Origin of the sequence: Ruegeria sp. THAF57 (assembly GCF_903914075.1) — a bacterium.
Lineage (GTDB): Bacteria > Pseudomonadota > Alphaproteobacteria > Rhodobacterales > Rhodobacteraceae > Ruegeria.
Window position 1 is genome coordinate 112,278 of sequence record NZ_CAIWNQ010000008.1, and the last position, 21,405, is coordinate 133,682.

Sequence of the window (21,405 nt, forward strand, 5' to 3'; positions counted from 1 at the left end):
ATCCAACAGTGAGAGGAAATCAACCGATGTCGTTGCGCGCTGTCTGCCTGACATCTGCCCTTGCCCTGACCGCCGGTCAGGCCATGGCAGAAATGAATTTCAACCGAATTGCGTCCTTCCCCGTGGTAAAAAACATGGCCGACGGCGCGGACACGACCCGCGAGACCTCGCCAGAGATCATCGCGGCCACCGCAGATGGCATGACGCTGGTCTATACCGACAGCCCGCTGGGCGTGATCGGCATGGTCGACATCACTGACCCGGCGAACCCGGCGCCTTTGGGTGCGATGGAGGTGGGCGGTGAGCCGACATCCGTGGGCATCATTGATGCAACGGCTTTTGTGGGTGTGAATACCTCCGAAAGCTACGCCGCCCCATCGGGCAAGCTGATCTCGGTCGATATTTCGGGCAAGGCGGAAACCGGTGCTTGCGATCTAGGCGGTCAGCCCGACAGCGTCGCCATTGCCCCGGATGGCAGCTTTGTTGCCATCGCCATCGAGAACGAACGCGACGAAGATCTGAATGACGGCGTCATCCCGCAGCTACCCGCCGGGTCGCTGGCACTGGTGCCGCTGAAAGACGACGCACTAGATTGTTCGGGCATGAGAATGGCCTCTCTGACCGGACTGGCGGAGGTTGCGCCGACCGATCCCGAGCCTGAATTCGTTGACATCAACGGCCTTGGCGAAACCGTCGTCACCTTGCAGGAAAACAACCACATCGCGGTCGTTGCCGGGGACGGCACCGTGATCAGCCATTTCTCGGCCGGAGCGGTTGATCTGGAAGGCATCGACGCCACTGATGAGCGCGGCGCGCTGATCTTTACCGAAAACCAGCCCGGCCGCTTGCGCGAACCGGACGCGGTGAAATGGATCGACGACAATAATTTCGCCACCGCCAATGAGGGCGACTATGAAGGCGGCTCGCGCGGCTGGACGATCTTCCACAAGGACGGCACCGTTGTGTATGAGAACGGCACCGAGTTCGAGAAAGCCATCATTCAGATCGGCCACTACCCCGACAAACGCTCGGATAGCAAAGGAGTTGAGCCAGAAAGCGTGACCGCAGCCACCTTTGGCGGTACGCCGATGATCTTTGTGGGGGCCGAACGCGCCTCGGTCGTAGGGGTCTATGACGCCACTGACCCCGCGAACCCGGTTTTGAAACAACTGCTGCCCTCAGGCGTTGGCCCGGAAGGCTATGTGGCGATCCCGGAACGCAACCTGCTGATCTCGGCCAATGAAAAAGACCTGATCGAGGACGGCGGCCCGCGTGCGCATGTCAGCATTTTTGAATATCAGGACGCCCCCGCCGCCTATCCGCATCTAACGTCGGAAGGCGCGGATGAGCTGATCGGATGGGGTGCGCTGTCCGGTCTGGTAGCCGACGAGGACGGCATGATCTATGCGGTCAATGACAGCTTTTACGGCTTCCAGCCCTCAATCTTCAAGATTGACCCCAGCCAGCAACCCGCCCGTATTGTGGACGTGATCCGCATCCACCGCCAAGACGGCAACCCGGCACAAAAGCTGGACCTTGAAGGCATCACGCTGGACGGCAAAGGCGGATTCTACGTCGCGTCCGAAGGCCGCACTGACCGTGTTATCCCGCACGCGATCTATCACGTCAGCGCCGACGGCAAGATCAAGGACCGCAAGGGCGAGATCGGCCTACCTGCCGAGTTGCTGGCGGTCGAGAAACGCTTTGGCTTCGAAGGCATCACCAAGGTTGGCGACACTCTGTGGATGGCGGTTCAGCGCGAATGGAAAGACGATCCGGAAAACCACGTAAAACTGGTGGCCTACAATCTTGAGACACAGGAATGGGGTGCGGTCCACTATCCCAAAGCAGACCCGGAAACCGGCTGGGTCGGCCTGTCGGAAATCGTGGCCTTCGGGGACCATGTCTATGTGATCGAACGCGACAACCAGCACGACCACCGCGCCGCGACCAAGAAAATCTACCGCATCCCGCTGTCCGAGATGGTGCCTGCCCCCTTGGAAGGCCCCCTGCCTGTCGTCAGCAAGCAAGAGGTCCGCGACCTGCTGCCTGATCTGACCTCGACCGGAGGTTATGTTCTGGACAAGATCGAAGGTCTGGCGATCCTGCCCTCGGGCGAGGCGTTTGTGGTGACCGACAATGACGGCGTCGACGATGCCTCGGGCGAGACGATGTTCTGGTCGATCGGGTCGGTAACGGCTGGTAATTAAGCCAAAACCTAAAAAGTGACCCTGCGCAGTCGTTGCGCAGGGTTACTTTGTTGAAGAGACTGGCTGTCAGACAGGCCGCTCTGGGCACTATTCCTTCGATTTCTGTCGCCGGACCCAAAGAACACGGGCCAGCGGGAAAAAGCTTAGAAAAAGCAACAAGAACAGCTTTAGCGCTGAAATGGGGTCCGTTAAAATAAGCATCAAAGAGCTTGGCGGACCCTTGACTGGTTCCTGCTTGGGGCGGAAGACATGGTCGAAGGTCCAGCCTGATTTCGTATTCTCGGACAACTCCGACCACCCGACAATGCGGATCGCATCATTGTTTCCATAGGTAATCAATAGGTCGGTTTCTCCGTCACGTCCGGGCGTTTCGAACCGCCGGACCGCACCTTCGGGTACATCAATGAACTTGATCCTGTTTCCGTCAGCGCTGTGATCGACAACGATATCTGCACCGTCGCCCAATTCAAAAGTATAGGTATCAACCGAGTCGTACCCAATCAGAACGTCATTTCCCCCTGCACCCCGAAATGAGTCCACCAGACGTGTTCCACCAAGCGTGTTGTCGGCAGAGTTTCCGTTTCGAACAAGCCCGATTTTCGTTGTTGGACCGGTGGCAATCATATGGGAATAGTCGCTGCTCAGGGCCGGAGGAAGAACGTCCGCCTTGGTTGCGATCGGCCAAAGAACAATCACTGTCGAGATGAAATAACGAAACATAAAAATCGCGGAATAGCCTGTGTTTCCACCTTGGCACCACGGATGAAGGGAAACAAGGGTGCAAGCGACACGTATCTTTGGTCGCAGCGGTTTATTCCAAGTTGAAGCCCCGCCCAAAACAACGCCCCGCGTCTGGAGGAACGCGGGGCGTATGGTGCGATAATCGAGAGAGGCGCGATTATCGCTGTTTGGTTGGATGGCCTCAGTTCACGGCTTTGGCGTCAACCACATCCTTTTCGATGGCCTGACCGGACGAAATCTGAATCCGGCGCGGTTTCAGCGCTTCGGGCACCTCGCGTTTCAGGTCGATGTTCAGCATACCGTTTTCGTGGCTTGCGCCAGTGACGCGCACGTGATCGGCCAAGGCAAAGCGGCGTTCGAAAGCGCGGGTGGCGATGCCGCGATGCAGGTAGGAACGATCCTTTTCTTCGGCGGCTTTCTTGCCAGCCACGATCAGGGCGTTTTCCTTCACTTCAACCGACAAATCGGCCTCGGCAAAACCGGCGACAGCGACGGAGATCCGATACGCGTCGGCGTCGGTTTTTTCAATGTTGTAAGGCGGATAGCTAGGCTGGGCCACGTCATTTGTCAGAACGCGATCCATCATGTCGGCAATCTGGTCGAAACCAATGGTGGCGCGGTGCAGCGGTGCAAAGTCAAAACTACGCATGTGTCATATCCTCAAGTCTGAGCGATTTATGATGTGCCCTCCAACTCGGACGGGCGATGAGATATCAGGCCCCGTTTGTGGCGACCCGATACAGTTCACATGGGTAGAGATTTGACCGAGTTCAACCCCCGCCGGGGCTGATGAATTTAGCGCCTGAACTGGACTTGCCCGAACCCACCTGCAAACGGCGTATCGCAGCTTTGGGTTGGGGGGCGTCACGGCGAAGTGCCGACTTCAATTCCGCCACGATTCCAGACAGTTCCATGCCAAACCCGACTTTTTGACGCCCATCTGTCCCGACTGCGGATACGACCGAGAGGATTTGCCAGCGCGGGCCGTTTCGCGCCAAAAGTGCCGATCCCGACGACCCGAAGGTGATGTCACAGTTGAACGTGATCAAGCCTTGTCGACGCTGGAGGATACGGCAAGAGCGTTCCCGGGTGATCGCCTCGGACCGACCGCGCCCGTATGAGGCGATGCTCACCTCGTTCCCAGCAACCCGGCCACTGTGCAATGCAAAGGGATCTGCAACCGAGTATGGGATCGGCTGCTCTAGCTTCATCAGCGCGACGTCGACCCGAACCGCCTCAGCCGAGAGGTTCGGATGTCGAGCGTAATCGGGATGCACAGCGATCTGGACAACCTTGCGTTCCGCCAGGGCCTTCCCATCGCTCAGACCTGCGCGAAAGGTAACCTCACCAGGTTCATAAGGAGACCCGCTTGCCCGGTTCAGAGCGCAATGCGCCGCCGTCAACACAAGGTCCTGCGCGATCAAGGTGCCTGTGCAGAACCCGTCTTGACCAATATCCAACCGACCGACAGCTTCCCAACCATAAAGATCGTCACGGTCATTCAGTGTGCGCTTCGCACTTTGGGCAGACGCGGCGGTAGCCACCGTAAGAAGGCAAAGGATAGAAAAAAGAAATTGGATCATGGTTTGATAAAACGGGCGCCCACGTTGCTGCCTGATCCGTTAGAATTTGTAGAGGCGATAAACCCACGCCCTGCCGACAATTCAGCCTGCAACAAGGTCAGCGATTCTTCTACCGCTGTTCCAACGGCCACGCGCTGCCCGTTGAATTCGGCCTTGGCCGCAACAACAGACACGATTCGGGGCCGATCCCCGTCAAAGGAAAAGACGGGTGCGCCAGACGATCCGAACTCGACATCGCAGGACATGACTAACACATCGGATTTGCGGGTCATGACCGAGCACACTTCTTGCAACGAAGGCGCCTCGGCCCGGTCTTTTGCATAAGACACAACGCCAACCTCTTCCCCTTTTGCCGGGCGGTTTCCTGTTTCAAAGGGAATGACGGTCGTGTTGCGAATTGGCTGCCAAAGCTCGATCAGCGCAATATCACTGCCAATACGCGCAGCAGATGCTTCTTCGCCGTATTGGTAGTCAGGGTGGATTACGGCCCTGCGTGCGGCGCGGTATGCAGACGCGCGCCCCAGCCGCCAAGCCGCCAAAAACTCGACCTGGGCCAGTTCCACACGTTGACCTGTGACCTTGTCGAACAGGCAGTGGGCCGCAGTCAAAACCAAGGTCGGGGATATCAGCGTGCCCGTGCAAAACCCTGCGCCACCGATATCAAGGCGACCCACAGCCATCCAGGCACGCCCCGCATCGGTGGTGTCCAGACTTTTTAGTCTGGAATCCTGTGCGTTGGCGGTCATAGGCAAACATGCCAGCACTAGAGCCTTGATCCAGTTTCGCAAGCGGTTCTCCGGCGTTGCTATCTACGTATCTTTCTACGCACCGGGTGAGGCGAAAATAGGGCGCTGACATGACAGGCGGTTCCTGACCGAAACCGAGATGCGTTACCGCATCAACACCTATCTAAGGATCGGGACCTCGTGGTCTAACTTCCGATCCTGTTGCATGGCTCGGGGCACGGGACCTCCGGTTGCCCAGTCCAGCAATTCCACCGTATGCAGGATCGGAACGTCGGTGCCCGAACCGATCTGCATCATGCAACCAATGTTGCCAGCGGCGATAACATCAGGGTTCTTCGCCTCAAGAGTCCTGACCTTGCGCTGTTTGAGTTTTCCAGAAATCTCAGGCTGCATCAAGTTATAGGTGCCCGCGCTGCCACAGCACAAATGGCTGTCCGCAGGCTCGACCACGGTGAAACCCGCGCGTTTGAGCAAATCTTTGGGGTGCGTCTTGATCTTTTGGCCGTGTTGCAGGGAACATGCTGCATGATAGGCGACCGTCATATCTTTGCCGGTGCCTTCCGGCAGTTCAAGCTGCACCAACAGCTCACTGATATCCATTGCGATCGAGGATACCCGCGCCGCGTCTTCGGCCAATGCATCGTTTCGGAACATGTGGCCATAATCCTTGACGGTCGTGCCGCAGCCAGAGGTATTGATGACAATCGCATCCAGCCCGTCCCTGTCCATCTCGGCTGTCCAGGCGCGGATATTCGCGGCAGCGGCCTTATGGCTGTCGTCTGATTTGCCCATGTGATGGGTCAGGGCACCACAGCACCCGGCCCCCTCGGCCACGACAACTTCACAGCCCATACGGGTCAACAAACGAATGGTGGCATCGTTGATGTCCGTATTCAGAGCCTTTTGCGCGCAACCCGTCATCAATGCGATGCGCTTTCTGCGCGCGCCTTTCGGCGCAAAGCTTTGTGGATCATCGTTACGACTCACCGGCGGGATATGTTTCGGCGCCATATCCAGCATTGCGCGCAACCGCGCGTCGGGCATCAGGAATTTGAACGGCCGACCGAGTTTCGCACCAATCAGTGCCCAGCGGAACCGCATCGGATAGGGCAGGATTTGCGCCAGAACCCAGCGCAATACACGATCTGACAAAGGCCGTTTGTAATTCTGTTCGATATACTCGCGGGCATGATCCACCAGATGCATGTAGTGCACGCCCGAGGGACAGGTTGTCATGCACGCCAGACAGGACAGGCAGCGGTCAATATGCTTGACGGTTTTTTCATCCGGAACACGCTCGTTCTCCAGCATGTCCTTGATCAGGTAAATGCGTCCCCGCGGGCTGTCCAACTCATCCCCAAGAACCTGATATGTGGGACAGGTCGCAGTGCAAAACCCGCAGTGCACGCAATTGCGCAGGATTTCATTCGAACGCTTGATGCCCGGATCACGTAGTTGCTCTTCGGAAAACGTCGTCTGCATTTTTCTACCCCATCAGTCCCGGGTTGAACAAACCACGCGGATCAAATTTCTGCCGAAGTCCATGTGTTAGAGCCGCTATACCAGCAGTTTCGGGTTGGAAACGGCCCAAATTTCCGGTGGTTTCTGTATCCGCTCGGACAATCGTCGCATGACCGTCGAACGCACCTAGACGTGCGCGCAGATCGGTGCCCTTGGGAACAAGCGCCCAGATCAATCCGCCGCCCCAATCAAGCAGAGTCTGGCTTGCGTCCAGACGCGCGGACACCTCTGGCGCGTCCGTCGGTTTGACCGAGATACGCCAAACATCGCCCTCCTTGTCATGGAACACAGCGGCATCCCGAATGCCGCGCCACAAGTCAGGCAAACCCTCGATCTCTTCTGGCGCGCCAAAACCGGCCAGCGTGGATTTCAACTGCTCCACCCTGTAAGCCACCGAATCCGCAAACCCTTCCAGCCGCAGCAAGGCACGGCCTGTTTGGGGGTCATAGGCCGCTCCGCTTACCTCGAACGGGGATTTCAATGCAGCAGAGAGCACCCGAATTGCCGTTCCTGCATCCGCGACCGGGATTTGCAGCGTTGCGATCGCCTCGGGCTTGGGCAGGACTTTCAGCGAAACCTCGGTCAACACGCCCAGCGTTCCCCAGGCACCGCTCATCAACTTGACCAGGTCATACCCGGTCACGTTTTTCATCACCCGCCCGCCATTCTTTACGATCTGACCCCGACCGTCGACGTAACGGACGCCCAGCAGGAAATCGCGGCACGCCCCCGCCTGAATCCGGCGCGGCCCCGAAATATTGGCGGCCACGACGCCACCAATCGTCGGTGTGCCATTGGTACCCAACAGGCCGCGATGATCCATCGGTTCGAACGCCAATTGTTGACCTTCGGCGTCCAGCGCGGCCTCGATCTCAGCCACGGAGGTCCCGGCTTGCGCCACGATCGTCAGCGCGCCTGGCTCATACAAGGTAATCCCGCTCAAACCGCCAGTTTCAACAAGGTCATCCGGCCCGCCGATCCCTCGGGTTCCACCACCGGCAATTCGCACGGGCCCTTGCAGTCCAGCCACTATCTCGGCCAACTCGGCCTCTGTTTCAGGTCTCATGACACTTCTTCTGTTCAAAAATACTTCGGGGGAATCGCGGCCTGCCGCGATGGGGGCAGCGCCCCCTATTCAGCAGCGATCCTGCGAACTTCGGATACATCCAGCGGGAACACTTTGGCCGGGTTTAAAAGCCAGTTTGGATCGAACACATCCTTTACCGCCATCTGCGCCTCAAGGTCCGCAGGCGCGTATTGATGCGACATCAAATCCCGCTTTTCGATACCGACTCCGTGTTCACCGGTCAGACATCCGCCCACATCCACACACAGCTTGAGGATATCTGCCCCGAACGCCTCGCATTTCTCAAGGTCGCCGGGCTTGTTGGCGTCAAACAGAATCAGCGGGTGCATATTCCCATCACCTGCGTGGAACACGTTGCCCACAGGCAATCCGTAATCCTCGCTCAACTCTCCGATCCGGCGCAACACCTGCGGAAGAGCAGACACAGGGATCGTCCCATCCAGACACATGTAGTCGTTCATCTGCCCCATCGCGCCAAATGCCGACTTGCGTCCCAGCCAGATCTTGGCGCTTTCCTCGGCGGATTGGCTTTCGCGCAACTCGACCGGGTTGTGACGTTTCGCGATCTCAACGATTTTCGACAGTTGATAGTCGATTTCGGCCTCGGACCCTTCAACCTCGACGATCAGCAGCGCATGACAATCGGGATAGCCGGCATGGGCAAAGTTCTCACACGCCTTGATGCACAACGTATCCATGAACTCGATCGCCACCGGCAGAATGCCCGATTTGATGATATCCGACACGCATTGCCCGGCGACTTCGTTGTCATCGAACCCCATTAGCACGGGCCGCGCGCCCTCGGGCTTGCGCAGGATGCGCAAGGTGGCCTCGGTCACGACGCCCAACTGCCCCTCGGAACCGCAGACCACACCCAGCAAGTCCAGCCCGCCCGCATCCAGATGCGCGCCGCCGATCTCGACCACGCTGCCATCCATCATGACCATCGTGACGCCCAGCAGATTGTTCGTGGTCACGCCGTATTTCAAACAATGCGCCCCGCCCGAATTCATCGCGATATTCCCCGCAATCGCGCAGGCCAGTTGCGACGAAGGGTCGGGCGCATAAAAGAAGTCATTTTCTTCCACGGCCCCGGTCACGCTTAGGTTGGTGCGCCCGGTCTGGACCCGGATAAATCGGTTGTCATAGTCGACCTCCAACACCTCATTCATGCGTGCGACACCCAGAATGACACTGTCCGCCGTGGGCAATGCGCCACCGGCCAGAGATGTCCCCGAGCCGCGCGGAACAACCGGAACGCCTTCTTCGTTGCAGATGCGCAGCACGTCCGAGACCTCGGCGGTCGTGGATGGCAGAACAGCCAGCATCGGAGGGCAACGATAGGCCGTCAGCGCATCGCACTCATAAGCGCGCGTCTCAGTCGGATCGTGGATCACGGCGTCGTCGGGCAGAACCTGTAACAGGCGTCGCAGGACCACATCCTTGCGGCGCAGAATGTCTGGGTTTGGCTTTGGCATTTCCATGGCTGGCCCTCCGTTTGGTAAAATAATATTACCAATTTTCCGATCTGGCAAGTTGCGACGTCACGACTTAGTGTCGCGCCTATGTCCTGGATTGATCAAACATTGCCCTTCGCGCCACTGGACTTTGTCGGCATTGCCCTGCTGATCGGCGCATGGCTGTGGATCGGCTGGCGGATCGAAAATCCGTCGCCTGGCAAACCCTCGGTCGGGATGATTATGGATGACTATCGCCGCGACTGGATGAAGGAAATGGTCACGCGCCAGCCACGCATGTTTGATGCGCAGGTGGTGGGCACGATGCGGCAGGGCAGCACGTTCTTTGCCTCGACCACGATGATTGCAATCGGGGGTGGATTGGCCCTGTTGGGCAATACGGAACGGCTGGCCGGGCTGGCGCAGGACCTAGCGCTGGGAACGGCCCCCGCGATGGTGTGGGAGGTCAAGATTCTGATCATCCTGCTGTTTTTGGCCAATGCCTTTTTGAAATACGTCTGGGCACACCGATTGTTTGGCTATTGCGCCGTGCTGATGGCCGCTGTCCCCAATGAACCCGAAGACCCCTCCGCTTATCCCCGCGCCGCCCAAGCGGCCGAGATTTGCGTCACCGCCGCGCGCAGCTTTAATCGCGGCCTGCGGGCGACCTATTTCGCGCTGGCTGCTGTGGCGTGGATATTGGGACCTCTGGCGTTGATTGCCGGTACGGTAACGACACTCGCCATGCTGTATCGGCGTGAGTTCGCATCGCATTCGCGCACGGTTCTGCTCAACACTGGATCGTGATCGCCGGATCGCACCAAAACGATTAGGTTCACATCATGAGATATCTTGTTCTGACCGCCCTTTTGGCCACACCCGCCTTTGCCGACGATCCCGTAATTGAAAACGTCACCGCGAAACAGAGCGGTGAGACATGGCGATTCGACGTGACTGTCCTTCACCCCGAAACGGGTTGGGACGATTATGCCGATGGCTGGCGGGTGCTGGATATGCAGGGGCAAGAGCTGGGAATGCGCGTGCTGCATCACCCGCATGAGAATGAACAGCCCTTTACCCGATCCCTTAGCGGAGTGGCGATTCCTGACGGCGTCACGCAGGTTCAGGTACAGGCCCGCACCAATACGGATGGCTGGGCCAAAGATACCTATGTGGTCGATCTGGACTGAGGTCAGAAGACGCGCATTTGCAACCCGGCGGCCATGGCCAGTCCAAGCTCTCGACAGGTTTCAAGCTGGCCGGAAGGGATGGTTTTCGCGGCCAATATAGCCTCGGACGTTTGCGCATGGGTGCAGATGATCAAAGGCGGTTGCACCTCTTTCAGCCGCCAGCCTGTTGCGATGCGGGCGATCTGGCGGGCCGCGTTTTCGCCATCGGACCCGGCGCAGATCATCTGGGCATAGGGGCGGCCCTCGATCCGGCCCAGCACCGGGTAATAGCTGCGATCGAAAAATTCCTTCATCAGACCCGAAATCGCAGCAAGATTCTCGGGCGCGCAGAAGATATAGCCGTCGGCTTGCAGCAGATCATCGGGTCCAGCCTGATTAGCGGTTTTCAGGATAACATCCGCTTCGCCCTGCGCGGCCCGGGCCGCAGCTTCGGCCATCTGCCGGGCTCCGCCGGTGCGCGAGTGGTAAACGATCAATAGCTGCGCCATGGTCAGACCCGGTGATAGGGACCGCCAGACAATATGGTTGCGGCCCGATAGAGTTGCTCGGCCAGCATCACACGGACCAGCATATGAGGCCAGACCATCGACCCGAATGAGAGGGAAAAATCCGCCTGCGAACGCAGATTAGGGTCTATTCCGTCGGCTCCACCAATGATCAGCGCCAGATCCTGCCGCCCGGCGTCACGCCAACTGCCTAGCTTTTTCGCAAAATCAGGTGAGGACATCACCCGCCCGCGTTCGTCCAGCGTACAGATCACAGCCCCTTTGGGCAGCGCCTTGCGCAGCAAAGTCGCCTCGGCCCCCATGCCCGCGTTTTTCTTATCCTCAACCTCGATCACCCGCGCGGGACCAAGGCCCAAAGCGCGCCCGGTCCGATCAAAGCGTGTCAGGTAATCGTCAAGCAGGGTCTTTTCGGGTCCGGCGCGCAATCGCCCGACCGCAACTATGCTGATCCGCATATCTCTCTCGCCTCCGGCCTGTTAATTCAGGCCGGGATAGCGCCTCAGTTGGCTGAGGCGCTGCCGCCCGCGGGCAGCCACATCTTTTCCAGCTGATAGAATTCGCGCACTTCGGGGCGGAAGATATGGACGATCACATCGCCCGTATCGATCAGCACCCAGTCGCCGGTATCTTTGCCTTCGACCTTCGAGGTGAAACCGAATTCCTGCTTGATGCGATCGGTCAACTTTTCCGCCATGGCCGCCACCTGACGGGTCGACCGACCCGAGGCAATCACCATGTGATCCGCAACAGAAGACTTACCTTGCAGGTTGATCTGCACGACGTCTTCGGCCTTGTCATCGGAAAGTGAGGAAAGGATACGCTCAAGCAGCTTGTCGCTGATTGACTGAGAGTGGGCCATCACGCTGGCCCCGTCATCGGCGGGCAAACCCGCCTGGGTATGTAGAGACAGGACATAGTCCTCCTTTGCTGCGCGCCATGCAATCCCGGCGCCGGGGTACTAATAAGGTAACAAGGGGATTGCAACATTTCAATGAAGCGCCACGCAACGCAGGCTCAATCCTCTGCGATCTGTTGCGAGCCTGCGTCGGGCAGCAGCCGCACCTCGCGCTGCGGGAAGGGTATCGAAATGCCCTCGGCGTGGAACGCATCCCACAGCGCCAGATAGACATTGCCGCGTATATTAGTCAGCCCCTTGGTCGGGTCACTGATCCAAAAGCGCAGGACATAATCAACGCTGCTGTCACCGAACCCGGTGATATGGCAGACCGGCTCATGAGACCCGCCGCTCAAGACCCGCGACACAGTTTTAACGGAATTGACGGCCGTTGAACGAACCTTGTGCGGGTCGTCCGAATAGCTGGTGCCGAACTCCAGATCCAGCCGCACGAATTTGTCGGAATGCGACCAGTTCACAACCTGATTGGTGATCAGGTCCTCGTTCGGGATCAGATATTCCCGCCCGTCGCGCGTTACGACCGAGACGTAGCGTGCGCCCAGTGCGTTGATCCAACCGAACGTGTCCCCCAGCGAGATTACGTCCCCCGGCTTGATCGACCGATCCATCAGGATGATGATCCCCGAAATCAGGTTCGACACCACCTTTTGCAGCCCGAATCCGATCCCCACACCAATTGCGCCGGACAACAGCGCGATACCGGTCAGGTCAAAGCCCAGCGTACGGATCGCGACCAGAAAAACCCCGCCATAAATCAGAACTTGAATGCCTTTTGCCAGCAGCACTTGCATCGACGGGGTGATATCGTCATTGCTCATCAAGCCGCGCTCGGCGGCACGGGTTCCCACGCGCGCCAGCGTCAACAGAATGCCGATCAGCAGAACAGCCTTGAGAATCCCAAGGGCCGAGATGTGCAGATCCCCGATGGAAATCGCAACTCCGTCAAGAAACCCGGCCACGTCGTCGGTCAGGTTCAGGGCAACAAGCGTTGCATAGACCCACATTGCCCATTTGAAGATGCGTCGCAGCGTGCGGTTCCGCACCAACCGCGCCACCAGCGCAATCGCCAGCCACGCAGCGGCCAAGGTTGCGATCACGCCGATAATGTAACTGCGCGAAGGCCATGTGATCTGCTGCATCACCAGATACAGCGCCCATGACAGCACCACGAAATAGACCAACGTCAGGCGCTGCATCAGTTGCACAAGAACCCGCAAACGCCACTTGGGCCACCCGCTGCGCGAGCGCGCCCAAGTGTCCCAACGGCCCTGGGTCAGCAGCTTTAGTACAAATGCCGCTCCCCACAGACAAAGGATGATAATAATCTGGTACTGCCGCCAGCCCGGTGTGACGATCAGTTCGGCAAAATTTTCAAACTGAGAGGAGAAGGCCGCGACCATATCGTCATAAAGCTTTGACACCGAACTTGGGATCAGGTCTTGGTTCATGCAGCGCCTCCTGACGGCCAGATTGAAGACCAAAGCCCCACGATGCAAGTCCGCGGCGGTTTTGAACCTTGATTGCCGGGATCGCGCGATATATCTGGTGCGCATGAGACTCAATGTGGCCCAACTTCAGAATCTGGAAGATCGCGCGCGTCTGCGCGAACGGTTCTATGGGGCTGCCCGCACGGTTCTGGCGCGCCTACGCGCAGCCTAAGCCACCTCGCCAGCTATTTCTCATTACATACGGGAGAGGACCGATGTCCCCCAAAACGCTCTATGACAAGATCTGGGATGCCCATGTCGCCCACGAAGCCGATGATGGCACCTGCCTGCTGTATATCGACCGCCATCTGGTTCACGAAGTGACCAGCCCGCAGGCGTTCGAAGGCCTGCGCATGGCGGGCCGCAAGGTGCGCGCGCCGGAAAAGACCATCGCGGTGCCGGATCACAATGTGCCCACCACGCCAGACCGGGTGAACGGGATCGAAAACCCAGAATCGCGTATTCAGGTCGAGGCACTGGACAAGAACGCCAAGGATTTTGGCATTCACTATTACCCGGTGCATGACGTCCGTCAGGGCATCGTGCACATTGTCGGCCCCGAGCAAGGCTGGACCCTGCCCGGCATGACCGTTGTCTGCGGCGACAGCCACACAGCCACCCACGGCGCGTTTGGCGCGCTGGCCCACGGCATCGGCACTTCTGAGGTTGAACACGTTCTGGCCACCCAGACCCTGATCCAAAAGAAATCCAAGAACATGAAGGTGGAAATCACCGGCAAATTGCAGCCGGGCGTGACCGCCAAGGATATCACTCTGGCCGTGATCGGTGAGACTGGCACCGCAGGCGGCACCGGCTATGTCATCGAATATTGCGGCGAAGCGATCCGCGATTTGTCGATGGAAGGTCGCATGACCGTCTGCAACATGGCCATCGAAGGTGGTGCCCGCGCGGGTCTGATCGCCCCCGATGAGACCACGTTCGAATATGTCAAAGGTCGCCCGCACGCCCCGAAAGGTGCCCAATGGGAAGCGGCGATGGACTGGTGGAAAACGCTTTATACCGATGAAGGCGCACATTTCGACAAGGTCATCACCTTGCGCGGCGAAGACATTGCGCCGGTCGTCACATGGGGCACCAGTCCCGAGGATGTGCTGCCGATCACCGCAACCGTGCCGAATCCCGAAGATTTCGAAGGCGGCAAGGTCGACGCGGCGCGCCGTTCGATCGAATATATGGGCCTGGAAGCCGGTCAGAAACTCAGCGACGTGGAAATCGACACCGTCTTTATCGGGTCGTGCACCAATGGCCGGATCGAAGATCTGCGCGCCGCTGCTGAAATCCTGAAAGGCAAAAAGATCAAGGACGGGATGCGCGCCATGGTCGTGCCCGGCTCGGGCCTTGTACGCCTGCAGGCCGAGGAAGAAGGTCTGGCGGATATCTTCAAAGAGGCCGGTTTCGAATGGCGTCTGGCGGGATGTTCCATGTGTCTGGCGATGAACCCCGACCAGTTGCAACCGGGCGAGCGCTGCGCCGCGACCTCGAACCGCAACTTCGAAGGCCGTCAGGGGCGGGGTGGACGCACCCATCTTCTTAGCCCGGCGATGGCTGCCGCGGCAGCAATCACAGGACGGCTGACAGACGTCCGCGAAATGATGTAAGCTACCCTCATATCTGAATATTTGAGGGAGAGACTGAAATGAGTGATTGGGTCAAATGGCTCTTGTTGGGGCTACTTTCGATTGCGTTTGGCATCTTTGTGCTGGGCGCACCGGTGGTGGCTTCGATAGCTGTGACAGTGGTAACTGGCGTGTTGCTGCTGATATCGGGCGCGTTGCAGGTTGTCGGCGGATTTTCTGTCGAAGGGACCGGCAACAAGATTCTGTCATTCATCATGGGTGCCGTGATGCTGTTCCTCGGCTGGAACTTCATGTCCCAGCCGCTTGCAGGAACGCTCACCCTGGCGGTGGTCATGTTGATCCTGTTCATGGCAGGCGGCATCGCGCGGGTTATCCTGTCGTTCCAAATGCGCGGAACACAGTATTTCTGGCCGACAATGATCTCGGGCATCTTGTCGATCGTGCTCGCGGGTATCATCTGGACCTATGTAGGAAGTGAACCCGCTGTGCTGATGAGCATTCTGGGTATCTTCCTGGGGGTCGAGATGCTGTTCAATGGGTTCGGTTTGGTCTTCATGGCGTTCTTCGTCAAGAACGCACCCAACGACGCAACAACGGAAGCGAAACAAGCTTAAACGCGGGGCAAGGGGTCGGCCCTCTCCCGCAGGAGTGTGAACATGGAAAAGTTTGACAAAGTCCACGGGGTGGCCGCCCCAATGCCACTGATCAATATCGACACCGATATGATCATCCCCAAAGTGCACCTGAAAACCATCAAACGGTCCGGCCTTGGCGTCGTGCTGTTTGACGAGATGCGCTATCACGAGCACGGCGGTGAGAACGAAGAATTCGTTCTGAACAAACCCGCCTACCGCAACACCGAGATTCTGGTGGCCGGTGACAATTTCGGCTGCGGCTCGTCGCGCGAACACGCGCCCTGGGCGATCAAGGATTTCGGCATCAAGGTGGTGATCTCGACCAGCTTTGCAGACATCTTCTTTAACAACTGCTTCAAGAACGGCATCCTGCCCATCGTGGTCGAGGAAGAGCATCATGCGATCCTGATGGATGACGCGCATAAAGGCGAAAACGCCCGCATGACTGTGCATCTGGAGGATCAGAAGATTACAACATCGGATGGCGTCGAAATCGCGTTCGACATCGACCCGCACCGCAAGCACTGCCTGCTGAACGGTCTGGACGATATCGGCCTGTCGATGGAGAAAGAACATCACATAGACAAATTCGAGGATCACGCGAGTCAGGCCCGCCCCTGGGTATGATTCTGTGGATGATTCTGTGAACACTCAACTTAAAGGGGTCGCTTAAGCGGCCCCTTTCGCATTCTAGGGGTTGAATTCGCGGCAACCACAACATGTAGGGGCAATGCTAAATTACACGTCGGATTTGCGTCAGCAATGATGCAAACCCGCACCAGTTTTGCCATCATTTTGCCCAAAATCACGTGTTTTCTGCACCTTGGCTTGAGTGGAGTGCCTGAGGCAGCCAGTGTTGGCGCTAAAGAGGCATCCGTCAAAAAACAAACGGCGGGCACAAGTTGGAATGAAGTCGGCACAGAACCGACCGGTCCAGTTTGAAAGGGTTCGGATAGTGATTGCGCGCACAACAGGGGCGGCAATACGGGGAATATTGGTTGCGTTGATCGTGCTGACCCCCGCGTTGTATCTGCCCGCATCGTCAACGAATGGGACCGAGATCGTCGTGTTTCTCGCCATTCTTGCGTTTTTCCTGACCTTTGCCGAATACAACTCGGCCTTCCCCAGCTTTATTGAGTTCCGTGACGCGCCGCCGGTGAACCGGCTACGATTTGTTGGTCTGGTCACAATGATCATGTTTCTGACGCTGATCTGTAAGAACGCCTATGCGCCGACCCATCTGACAACTGTCTTTTATTCGGTCGGCCTGAGCGTGGCCAATATCGTCGACTTTCCCTATTCGCCAGTTCGCCTGATCGTGCTGATGCTGCCAGTGGACGCCAGTGCGCCGCTGATCGAACTGGTTCGCATATCGGCCAGTGTCGCATATCTGACGGCATTGGTTACGGTGGGCAGCTTTGCCTACGCCGTGAAGTTGCGCGGCTGGCCTACGGGCAACGGTGCGTTCAACGTCTGGACCAACCTGCCCTTGTTCGATCCGACCAAAGGCGGCGATGTGGTCACGCGCCTACAGCGTGACGGGCGGCTCAACATCTCGATCGGGGTGCTGCTGCCGTTCCTGATCCCGGCGATGATAAAGATGCTGACGAATTATGTGGATCCCATTTCACTCAGCAATCCGCAGACCCTGATCTGGACCATGAGCGCATGGGCTTTCCTGCCCGCCAGCATGATCATGCGCGGCATGGCCACCCTTCGTATCGCGAACCTGATCGTTGAAAAACGGCGCGCCTATTCCACGGCCGAGTCCACTCAGACCGCATGATCCGAATACTATTCCTGCTAGTGCTGCCCCTTATGGCGCAGGCCGAGACCGTGCGCGTGGCAACCTTCAACACCGAACTCAGCCGCGATGGGCCGGGTCTGTTGCTCAGGGATATTCGGCGCGGCGACGCACAGGTTCAGGCTGTAGCGCAGGTTTTGGCCGCGGTGAACCCGGATATTGTGGCGTTGCAGGGTGTCGACTGGGATTTTGGTGGCCAAACGCTTGCCGCATTGACTGAACAGTTGCGAGAGGCCGGTTTGGATTACCCCCATCAGTTTGCCGCTCGGCCAAATTCGGGTTTGGAGACAGGCCTGGATATGGACGGCGACGGTCGCACCGATGGTCCGGGCGACGCGCAGGGTTGGGGCAAATACACCGGGCATGGCGGCATGGCGGTCCTGTCGCGTTATCCCATCAACCAAGACGAGGTTCAGGATTTTTCGCCTTTGCTCTGGCGGGACCTGCCGGATGCGCAATTGCCGGTATTAGACGGACAGCCTTATCCGTCCGAAGATGCGCAGCAGGTACAGCGGTTGCCTTCGGTCGCACAATGGGTGGTTCCGGTTGAAACACCTTTTGGGCCGGTCGACCTGATGACCTTTCACGCGGCACCCCCTGTTTTTGACGGACCAGAAGATCGGAACGGGCTCCGCAATCACGATGAAATACAGGTGTGGTCGCACGTTCTGGATGGTCGGTTAGGCAGCGCCCCCAAAGGCCCTTATGTGATCGCCGGGGATGCCAATCAGGACCCGACCCGCGGAGAGGGGCGTAAACAGGCGATTAAGGCGCTTTTGTCCCATCCCCTGCTACAAGACCCCCAGCCGCGTGACGCGACAGGCGACTTGGCGACGGTCACTTGGAAAGCAACGGGTGATATGCGGGTGGATTACGTATTGCCCTCGGCCCGTTGGACGGTTCGGGACAGCGGTGTTTATTGGCCTGACACAGGGACCGAAGGACGAAAGGCGGCGCAAGCAGCAAGCCGCCATCGGCTAGTTTGGGTCGATCTGGAAATGGAGTGAAACGGGAAAACAGGGCAACCGGTTGGCTGCCCTGTCCTTTGCCGAGGATCGTCTTCAAACCCTGAAGAACTCGTTACCCAAAACGTGCGGTGTCAGGTCCGCGGCGCAGAGGATGACCCTCCGCCCGCAGGATCACGGCCTCCGCCGGTCGACGAACTTCCGGTTGGATCGCTGCCGCCGCCAGATGTTGAACTTCCCCCTGGATCACGGGCACCGTCGGAAGTTGAGCTATCGCCCGGGTCACGCCCCCCGCCCGAAGTCGAGCTGTCGCCCGGGTCACGGCCCCCGCCCGAGGTTGAACTATCTTCGGGCTCACGCTCTTCACCCGTTGGCGAGCATGGAACCGATGCCGTTCCAGCAACCGCCGAGTCATCGCACCCTCCGGGGGGCGGTGGTGGCGGTGGCAGACAGGGCTGGTCCGGGTTCGCACCACTGGGGCTGGCCCCGCCGGTGCAGCCGACAACGTCTCCGTATTTATTAAATATAGGCTCAGGCTGGATCGGCTCCGGGGCCTCTGTCTGACTACAGGCGGCGACAAAAGCCAGACACGCGGTCGCGGCCCATAATGTTGAGTATCTTTGCATTCACTTGTCCTTTTTCACGGGCCGACGCACACCCGCACCGGCCCAAACCATCCAAAAAAGCGTACTCGTAACCCACTGTGAAATATGGAAAGTGCTGTCTCTCTTTCGGAACGCCGGAACTTTAGAATTGAAATCTGCGGACAAAAAGCCGCTAATCCGCATCAAGATCATGCAAATTTGCAGGACATTTGAAAATGAACTGGGACAATCTGAAAGTGCTGTTGGCCATTAGTCGGGCGGGCTCTTTGACAGGCGCGGCACACTTCCTTGATGTAGACGCGACCACAATGGGCCGTCGGTTGACCGCGTTGGAACAAGAGCTTGGGGTGATCCTGTTTGTTCGCTCTAAGTCAGGGTTTGTGGCGACCGAAGCAGGGGCAATTGCAATCGAACGTGCGCTGCAGATCGAAGCAAGCTATCACCGAATGACCGACGAAATCTCTCAATCACACGCCAGCGCTGTGGGGATGATGCGTATCGTCGGGAATTCGTGGACAATGCAGCGCCTCGCCTTGTCGGGGATGGATCGGTTTCTTGCCGCTAACCCCGGACTGGACCTGAGGTTCATGACCCGCGCCGCAACAACGCGTATCTCGGGCGAAGCCTCAATTCAGATGTGGTTCGAAGTTCCGCCCGAATCTGCGGAATACACGGTCACACTGGGTCAGGTCCCTTACGCCGTTTACCACGCCGCCCACCTGCAAGAAGCACCCGCAAGCTGGGTTGCCTTTTTTGACGAAGAGGCCAGCCGCCCTATCATCAACCGCGCGGTCAGACGCCTGAGCAAACACGCCGAAAAAGTGAGATTAACCGCAACGGACGCCAGCGTGCTGGTCTCGGCCGTTGCTGCGGGGGCAGGTAAAGGGTTGCTGCCAATGTGCCTTGCCGAAGGGCGCGATGATCTGGTGCCTGTTGGCACAGGTCGTCCGGATTTCAGCCGCACCCTGTACCTCTATCTCAACCCGGATACTGTTGGGTACAAGCGCGTGCAGGTCACTGTTGAGTGGGTGCGCAAGGCGTTCAACGCCGCGTTTCTACCAAAAACCTGAACGTCGGCTGGGCCGCGCGCGGCAAGCACTCCTTCAGGAATTCGTCGTTCCGGGCACAGATACGGGTTTTACCTGCAGCTTACAGCTTCCTCGCATTGACCCCATGCTGCGCAGGCGCTAGGGCCATTGCGACGAAACGCAAGGAGATCCTTCATGTCCAACCCCTCGCTCCTCATCCTGCCCGGAGACGGTATTGGCCCCGAAGTTATGGCCGAAGTCCGCCGCATCATCGACTGGTTCGGCGCGAACCGCGGTTTGGCGTTCGACGTGAGCGAGGATCTGGTCGGCGGTGCCGCCTATGACGCCCATGGCAAGCCCCTGTCGGATGAGACCATGGCCAAGGCGCAAGAGGTTGACGCTGTGCTGCTAGGCGCGGTTGGTGGCCCGAAATACGACGATCTGGATTTCAGTGTAAAACCTGAACGCGGCCTTCTGCGCCTGCGCAAGGAAATGGACCTGTTTTCCAACCTGCGTCCAGCCCAATGCTTTGACGCGCTGGCCGACTTCTCGTCGCTGAAAAAGGATATCGTTGCCGGTCTGGACATCATGATCGTGCGCGAACTGACCTCGGGCGTCTATTTCGGCGAGCCGCGCGGCATCTTCGAAGAAGGCAACGAACGCGTGGGCATAAACACCCAGCGCTACACCGAATCCGAGATCGAACGCGCCGCACGCTCGGCCTTTGAACTGGCGATGCGCCGGAACAAAAAGCTGTGCTCGATGGAAAAAGCCAACGTCATGGAATCGGGCATCCTGTGGCGCGAGGTCGTGGACCGTGTCGCCGAGGATTACCCCGAGGTTGAGCTGACCCATATGTATGCCGACAATGGCGCAATGCAGTTGGTTCGCGCGCCCAAGCAGTTTGACGTGATCGTCACCGACAACCTGTTCGGCGATATCCTGTCCGATTGCGCGGCGATGCTGACCGGATCGCTAGGGATGCTGCCCTCAGCCAGCTTGGGTGCACCGATGGCCAATGGCCGTCCCAAGGCGATGTACGAACCGGTCCACGGCTCGGCCCCTGATATCGCGGGTCAGGGCAAGGCGAACCCGATCGCATGTATCCTCAGCTTCGCCATGGCGCTGCGCTATAGCTTTGACCAAGGCGCCGAGGCTGACCGACTGGAAGCCGCAATTGAGAAGGTTCTGGCCGATGGCGTCCGCACCGCCGACCTGCTGGCCGAAGAGGGCGTGCAGCCTGTGTCGACCACCGAAATGGGTGACGCAATTCTGGCGGCGCTGGACGAAACCGTCTGATCACACAGCCATACAGATGCAAAAGGC

Annotated in this window: 23 protein-coding genes; 11 read left to right on the top strand and 12 right to left on the bottom strand. The window is 58.5% G+C overall.

What is annotated here, in order from left to right; genetic code table 11:
- Nucleotides 1–26 precede the first annotated feature (26 nt).
- On the top strand, nucleotides 27–2,210 hold the full coding sequence (locus RUESEDTHA_RS17280) for an esterase-like activity of phytase family protein (RefSeq protein WP_180887926.1): 2,184 nt from the start codon (nucleotides 27–29) through the stop codon (nucleotides 2,208–2,210).
- Nucleotides 2,211–2,297: 87 nt separating this feature from the next.
- Here the strand turns inward: RUESEDTHA_RS17280 and RUESEDTHA_RS17285 are convergent, their stop codons facing one another.
- From RUESEDTHA_RS17285 to RUESEDTHA_RS17315, 7 genes are all read right to left on the bottom strand, one after another.
- Nucleotides 2,298–2,930: a hypothetical protein gene (locus RUESEDTHA_RS17285; protein WP_180887927.1), complete on the bottom strand. Its 633-nt coding sequence runs from the start codon at nucleotides 2,928–2,930 to the stop codon at nucleotides 2,298–2,300.
- Between the two features lie 202 nt (nucleotides 2,931–3,132).
- On the bottom strand, nucleotides 3,133–3,600 hold the full coding sequence (locus RUESEDTHA_RS17290) for an Hsp20 family protein (protein WP_180887928.1): 468 nt from the start codon (nucleotides 3,598–3,600) through the stop codon (nucleotides 3,133–3,135).
- 121 nt (nucleotides 3,601–3,721) lie between these two features.
- Entirely contained in the window at nucleotides 3,722–4,534 is an 813-nt protein-coding gene (locus RUESEDTHA_RS17295; protein WP_180887929.1) for a serine protease, read from the bottom strand.
- Nucleotides 4,531–5,280, bottom strand: coding sequence for a serine protease (locus RUESEDTHA_RS17300; protein ID WP_180887930.1), 750 nt, complete (start codon nucleotides 5,278–5,280; stop codon nucleotides 4,531–4,533). Before RUESEDTHA_RS17300 ends, RUESEDTHA_RS17295 begins: the two co-directional genes overlap by 4 nt.
- A 159-nt stretch (nucleotides 5,281–5,439) precedes the next feature.
- Nucleotides 5,440–6,762 (bottom strand): glycolate oxidase subunit GlcF, encoded by a 1,323-nt coding sequence (gene glcF / locus RUESEDTHA_RS17305; protein WP_180887931.1) that lies wholly within the window; start codon nucleotides 6,760–6,762, stop codon nucleotides 5,440–5,442.
- Nucleotides 6,763–6,766: 4 nt separating this feature from the next.
- Nucleotides 6,767–7,867, bottom strand: coding sequence for an FAD-binding protein (locus RUESEDTHA_RS17310; protein WP_180887932.1), 1,101 nt, complete (start codon nucleotides 7,865–7,867; stop codon nucleotides 6,767–6,769).
- A 65-nt stretch (nucleotides 7,868–7,932) separates the two neighbouring features.
- Nucleotides 7,933–9,372 (bottom strand): FAD-linked oxidase C-terminal domain-containing protein, encoded by a 1,440-nt coding sequence (locus tag RUESEDTHA_RS17315; protein WP_180887933.1) that lies wholly within the window; start codon nucleotides 9,370–9,372, stop codon nucleotides 7,933–7,935.
- Between the two features lie 81 nt (nucleotides 9,373–9,453).
- Here RUESEDTHA_RS17315 and RUESEDTHA_RS17320 point away from each other — a divergent pair, with 81 nt between their 5' ends.
- Together RUESEDTHA_RS17320 and RUESEDTHA_RS17325 are read left to right on the top strand one after the other, a co-directional pair.
- Nucleotides 9,454–10,152: a DUF599 domain-containing protein gene (locus tag RUESEDTHA_RS17320; RefSeq protein WP_180887934.1), complete on the top strand. Its 699-nt coding sequence runs from the start codon at nucleotides 9,454–9,456 to the stop codon at nucleotides 10,150–10,152.
- A 35-nt stretch (nucleotides 10,153–10,187) separates the two neighbouring features.
- Nucleotides 10,188–10,535, top strand: a complete 348-nt coding sequence (locus RUESEDTHA_RS17325) for a hypothetical protein (protein ID WP_180887935.1) — start codon at nucleotides 10,188–10,190, stop codon at nucleotides 10,533–10,535.
- A gap of 2 nt (nucleotides 10,536–10,537) precedes the next feature.
- Here RUESEDTHA_RS17325 and RUESEDTHA_RS17330 read toward each other — a convergent pair whose 3' ends face one another.
- The 4 genes from RUESEDTHA_RS17330 to RUESEDTHA_RS17345 all read right to left on the bottom strand — a co-directional run bounded on the left by RUESEDTHA_RS17330 (nucleotide 10,538) and on the right by RUESEDTHA_RS17345 (nucleotide 13,405).
- Nucleotides 10,538–11,023: a flavodoxin family protein gene (locus RUESEDTHA_RS17330; protein WP_180887936.1), complete on the bottom strand. Its 486-nt coding sequence runs from the start codon at nucleotides 11,021–11,023 to the stop codon at nucleotides 10,538–10,540.
- Nucleotides 11,024–11,025: 2 nt separating this feature from the next.
- A complete protein-coding gene (gene rlmH / locus RUESEDTHA_RS17335) occupies nucleotides 11,026–11,496 on the bottom strand; it encodes a 23S rRNA (pseudouridine(1915)-N(3))-methyltransferase RlmH (protein WP_171212460.1) in 471 nt (156 codons plus the stop codon).
- A gap of 44 nt (nucleotides 11,497–11,540) precedes the next feature.
- Nucleotides 11,541–11,900, bottom strand: a complete 360-nt coding sequence (rsfS, locus tag RUESEDTHA_RS17340) for a ribosome silencing factor (RefSeq protein WP_180887937.1) — start codon at nucleotides 11,898–11,900, stop codon at nucleotides 11,541–11,543.
- A gap of 155 nt (nucleotides 11,901–12,055) precedes the next feature.
- Nucleotides 12,056–13,405: a mechanosensitive ion channel family protein gene (locus tag RUESEDTHA_RS17345; RefSeq protein WP_180887938.1), complete on the bottom strand. Its 1,350-nt coding sequence runs from the start codon at nucleotides 13,403–13,405 to the stop codon at nucleotides 12,056–12,058.
- 115 nt (nucleotides 13,406–13,520) lie between these two features.
- Between RUESEDTHA_RS17345 and RUESEDTHA_RS17350 the strand changes: the two genes are divergently transcribed.
- The 6 genes from RUESEDTHA_RS17350 to RUESEDTHA_RS17375 all read left to right on the top strand — a co-directional run bounded on the left by RUESEDTHA_RS17350 (nucleotide 13,521) and on the right by RUESEDTHA_RS17375 (nucleotide 18,488).
- The gene (locus RUESEDTHA_RS17350) at nucleotides 13,521–13,616 is read left to right on the top strand and encodes an isopropylmalate isomerase (RefSeq protein WP_254428854.1); all 96 of its coding nucleotides are present in this window, start codon (nucleotides 13,521–13,523) and stop codon (nucleotides 13,614–13,616) included.
- 43 nt (nucleotides 13,617–13,659) lie between these two features.
- On the top strand, nucleotides 13,660–15,063 hold the full coding sequence (gene leuC / locus RUESEDTHA_RS17355) for a 3-isopropylmalate dehydratase large subunit (RefSeq protein WP_180887939.1): 1,404 nt from the start codon (nucleotides 13,660–13,662) through the stop codon (nucleotides 15,061–15,063).
- Between the two features lie 38 nt (nucleotides 15,064–15,101).
- Nucleotides 15,102–15,656 carry an HdeD family acid-resistance protein gene (locus RUESEDTHA_RS17360; RefSeq protein WP_171126650.1) on the top strand — a complete coding sequence of 185 codons (555 nt, stop codon included), beginning with the start codon at nucleotides 15,102–15,104 and terminating at the stop codon, nucleotides 15,654–15,656.
- A 42-nt stretch (nucleotides 15,657–15,698) separates the two neighbouring features.
- Nucleotides 15,699–16,304 carry a 3-isopropylmalate dehydratase small subunit gene (leuD, locus tag RUESEDTHA_RS17365; protein ID WP_180887940.1) on the top strand — a complete coding sequence of 202 codons (606 nt, stop codon included), beginning with the start codon at nucleotides 15,699–15,701 and terminating at the stop codon, nucleotides 16,302–16,304.
- A gap of 328 nt (nucleotides 16,305–16,632) precedes the next feature.
- On the top strand, nucleotides 16,633–17,463 hold the full coding sequence (locus RUESEDTHA_RS17370) for a hypothetical protein (protein WP_180887941.1): 831 nt from the start codon (nucleotides 16,633–16,635) through the stop codon (nucleotides 17,461–17,463).
- Nucleotides 17,460–18,488 (top strand): endonuclease/exonuclease/phosphatase family protein, encoded by a 1,029-nt coding sequence (locus RUESEDTHA_RS17375; protein ID WP_180887942.1) that lies wholly within the window; start codon nucleotides 17,460–17,462, stop codon nucleotides 18,486–18,488. Before RUESEDTHA_RS17370 ends, RUESEDTHA_RS17375 begins: the two co-directional genes overlap by 4 nt.
- A 92-nt stretch (nucleotides 18,489–18,580) precedes the next feature.
- Here the strand turns inward: RUESEDTHA_RS17375 and RUESEDTHA_RS17380 are convergent, their stop codons facing one another.
- Nucleotides 18,581–19,072 carry a hypothetical protein gene (locus tag RUESEDTHA_RS17380; protein ID WP_180887943.1) on the bottom strand — a complete coding sequence of 164 codons (492 nt, stop codon included), beginning with the start codon at nucleotides 19,070–19,072 and terminating at the stop codon, nucleotides 18,581–18,583.
- Between the two features lie 194 nt (nucleotides 19,073–19,266).
- On the opposite strand from RUESEDTHA_RS17380, the gene RUESEDTHA_RS17385 reads away from it, so the two are divergent.
- Nucleotides 19,267–20,121, top strand: a complete 855-nt coding sequence (locus tag RUESEDTHA_RS17385) for a LysR family transcriptional regulator (RefSeq protein ID WP_180887944.1) — start codon at nucleotides 19,267–19,269, stop codon at nucleotides 20,119–20,121.
- A 153-nt stretch (nucleotides 20,122–20,274) separates the two neighbouring features.
- On the top strand, nucleotides 20,275–21,378 hold the full coding sequence (gene leuB, locus RUESEDTHA_RS17390) for a 3-isopropylmalate dehydrogenase (RefSeq protein WP_170388668.1): 1,104 nt from the start codon (nucleotides 20,275–20,277) through the stop codon (nucleotides 21,376–21,378).
- The last annotated feature ends 27 nt before the right edge of the window (nucleotides 21,379–21,405 follow it).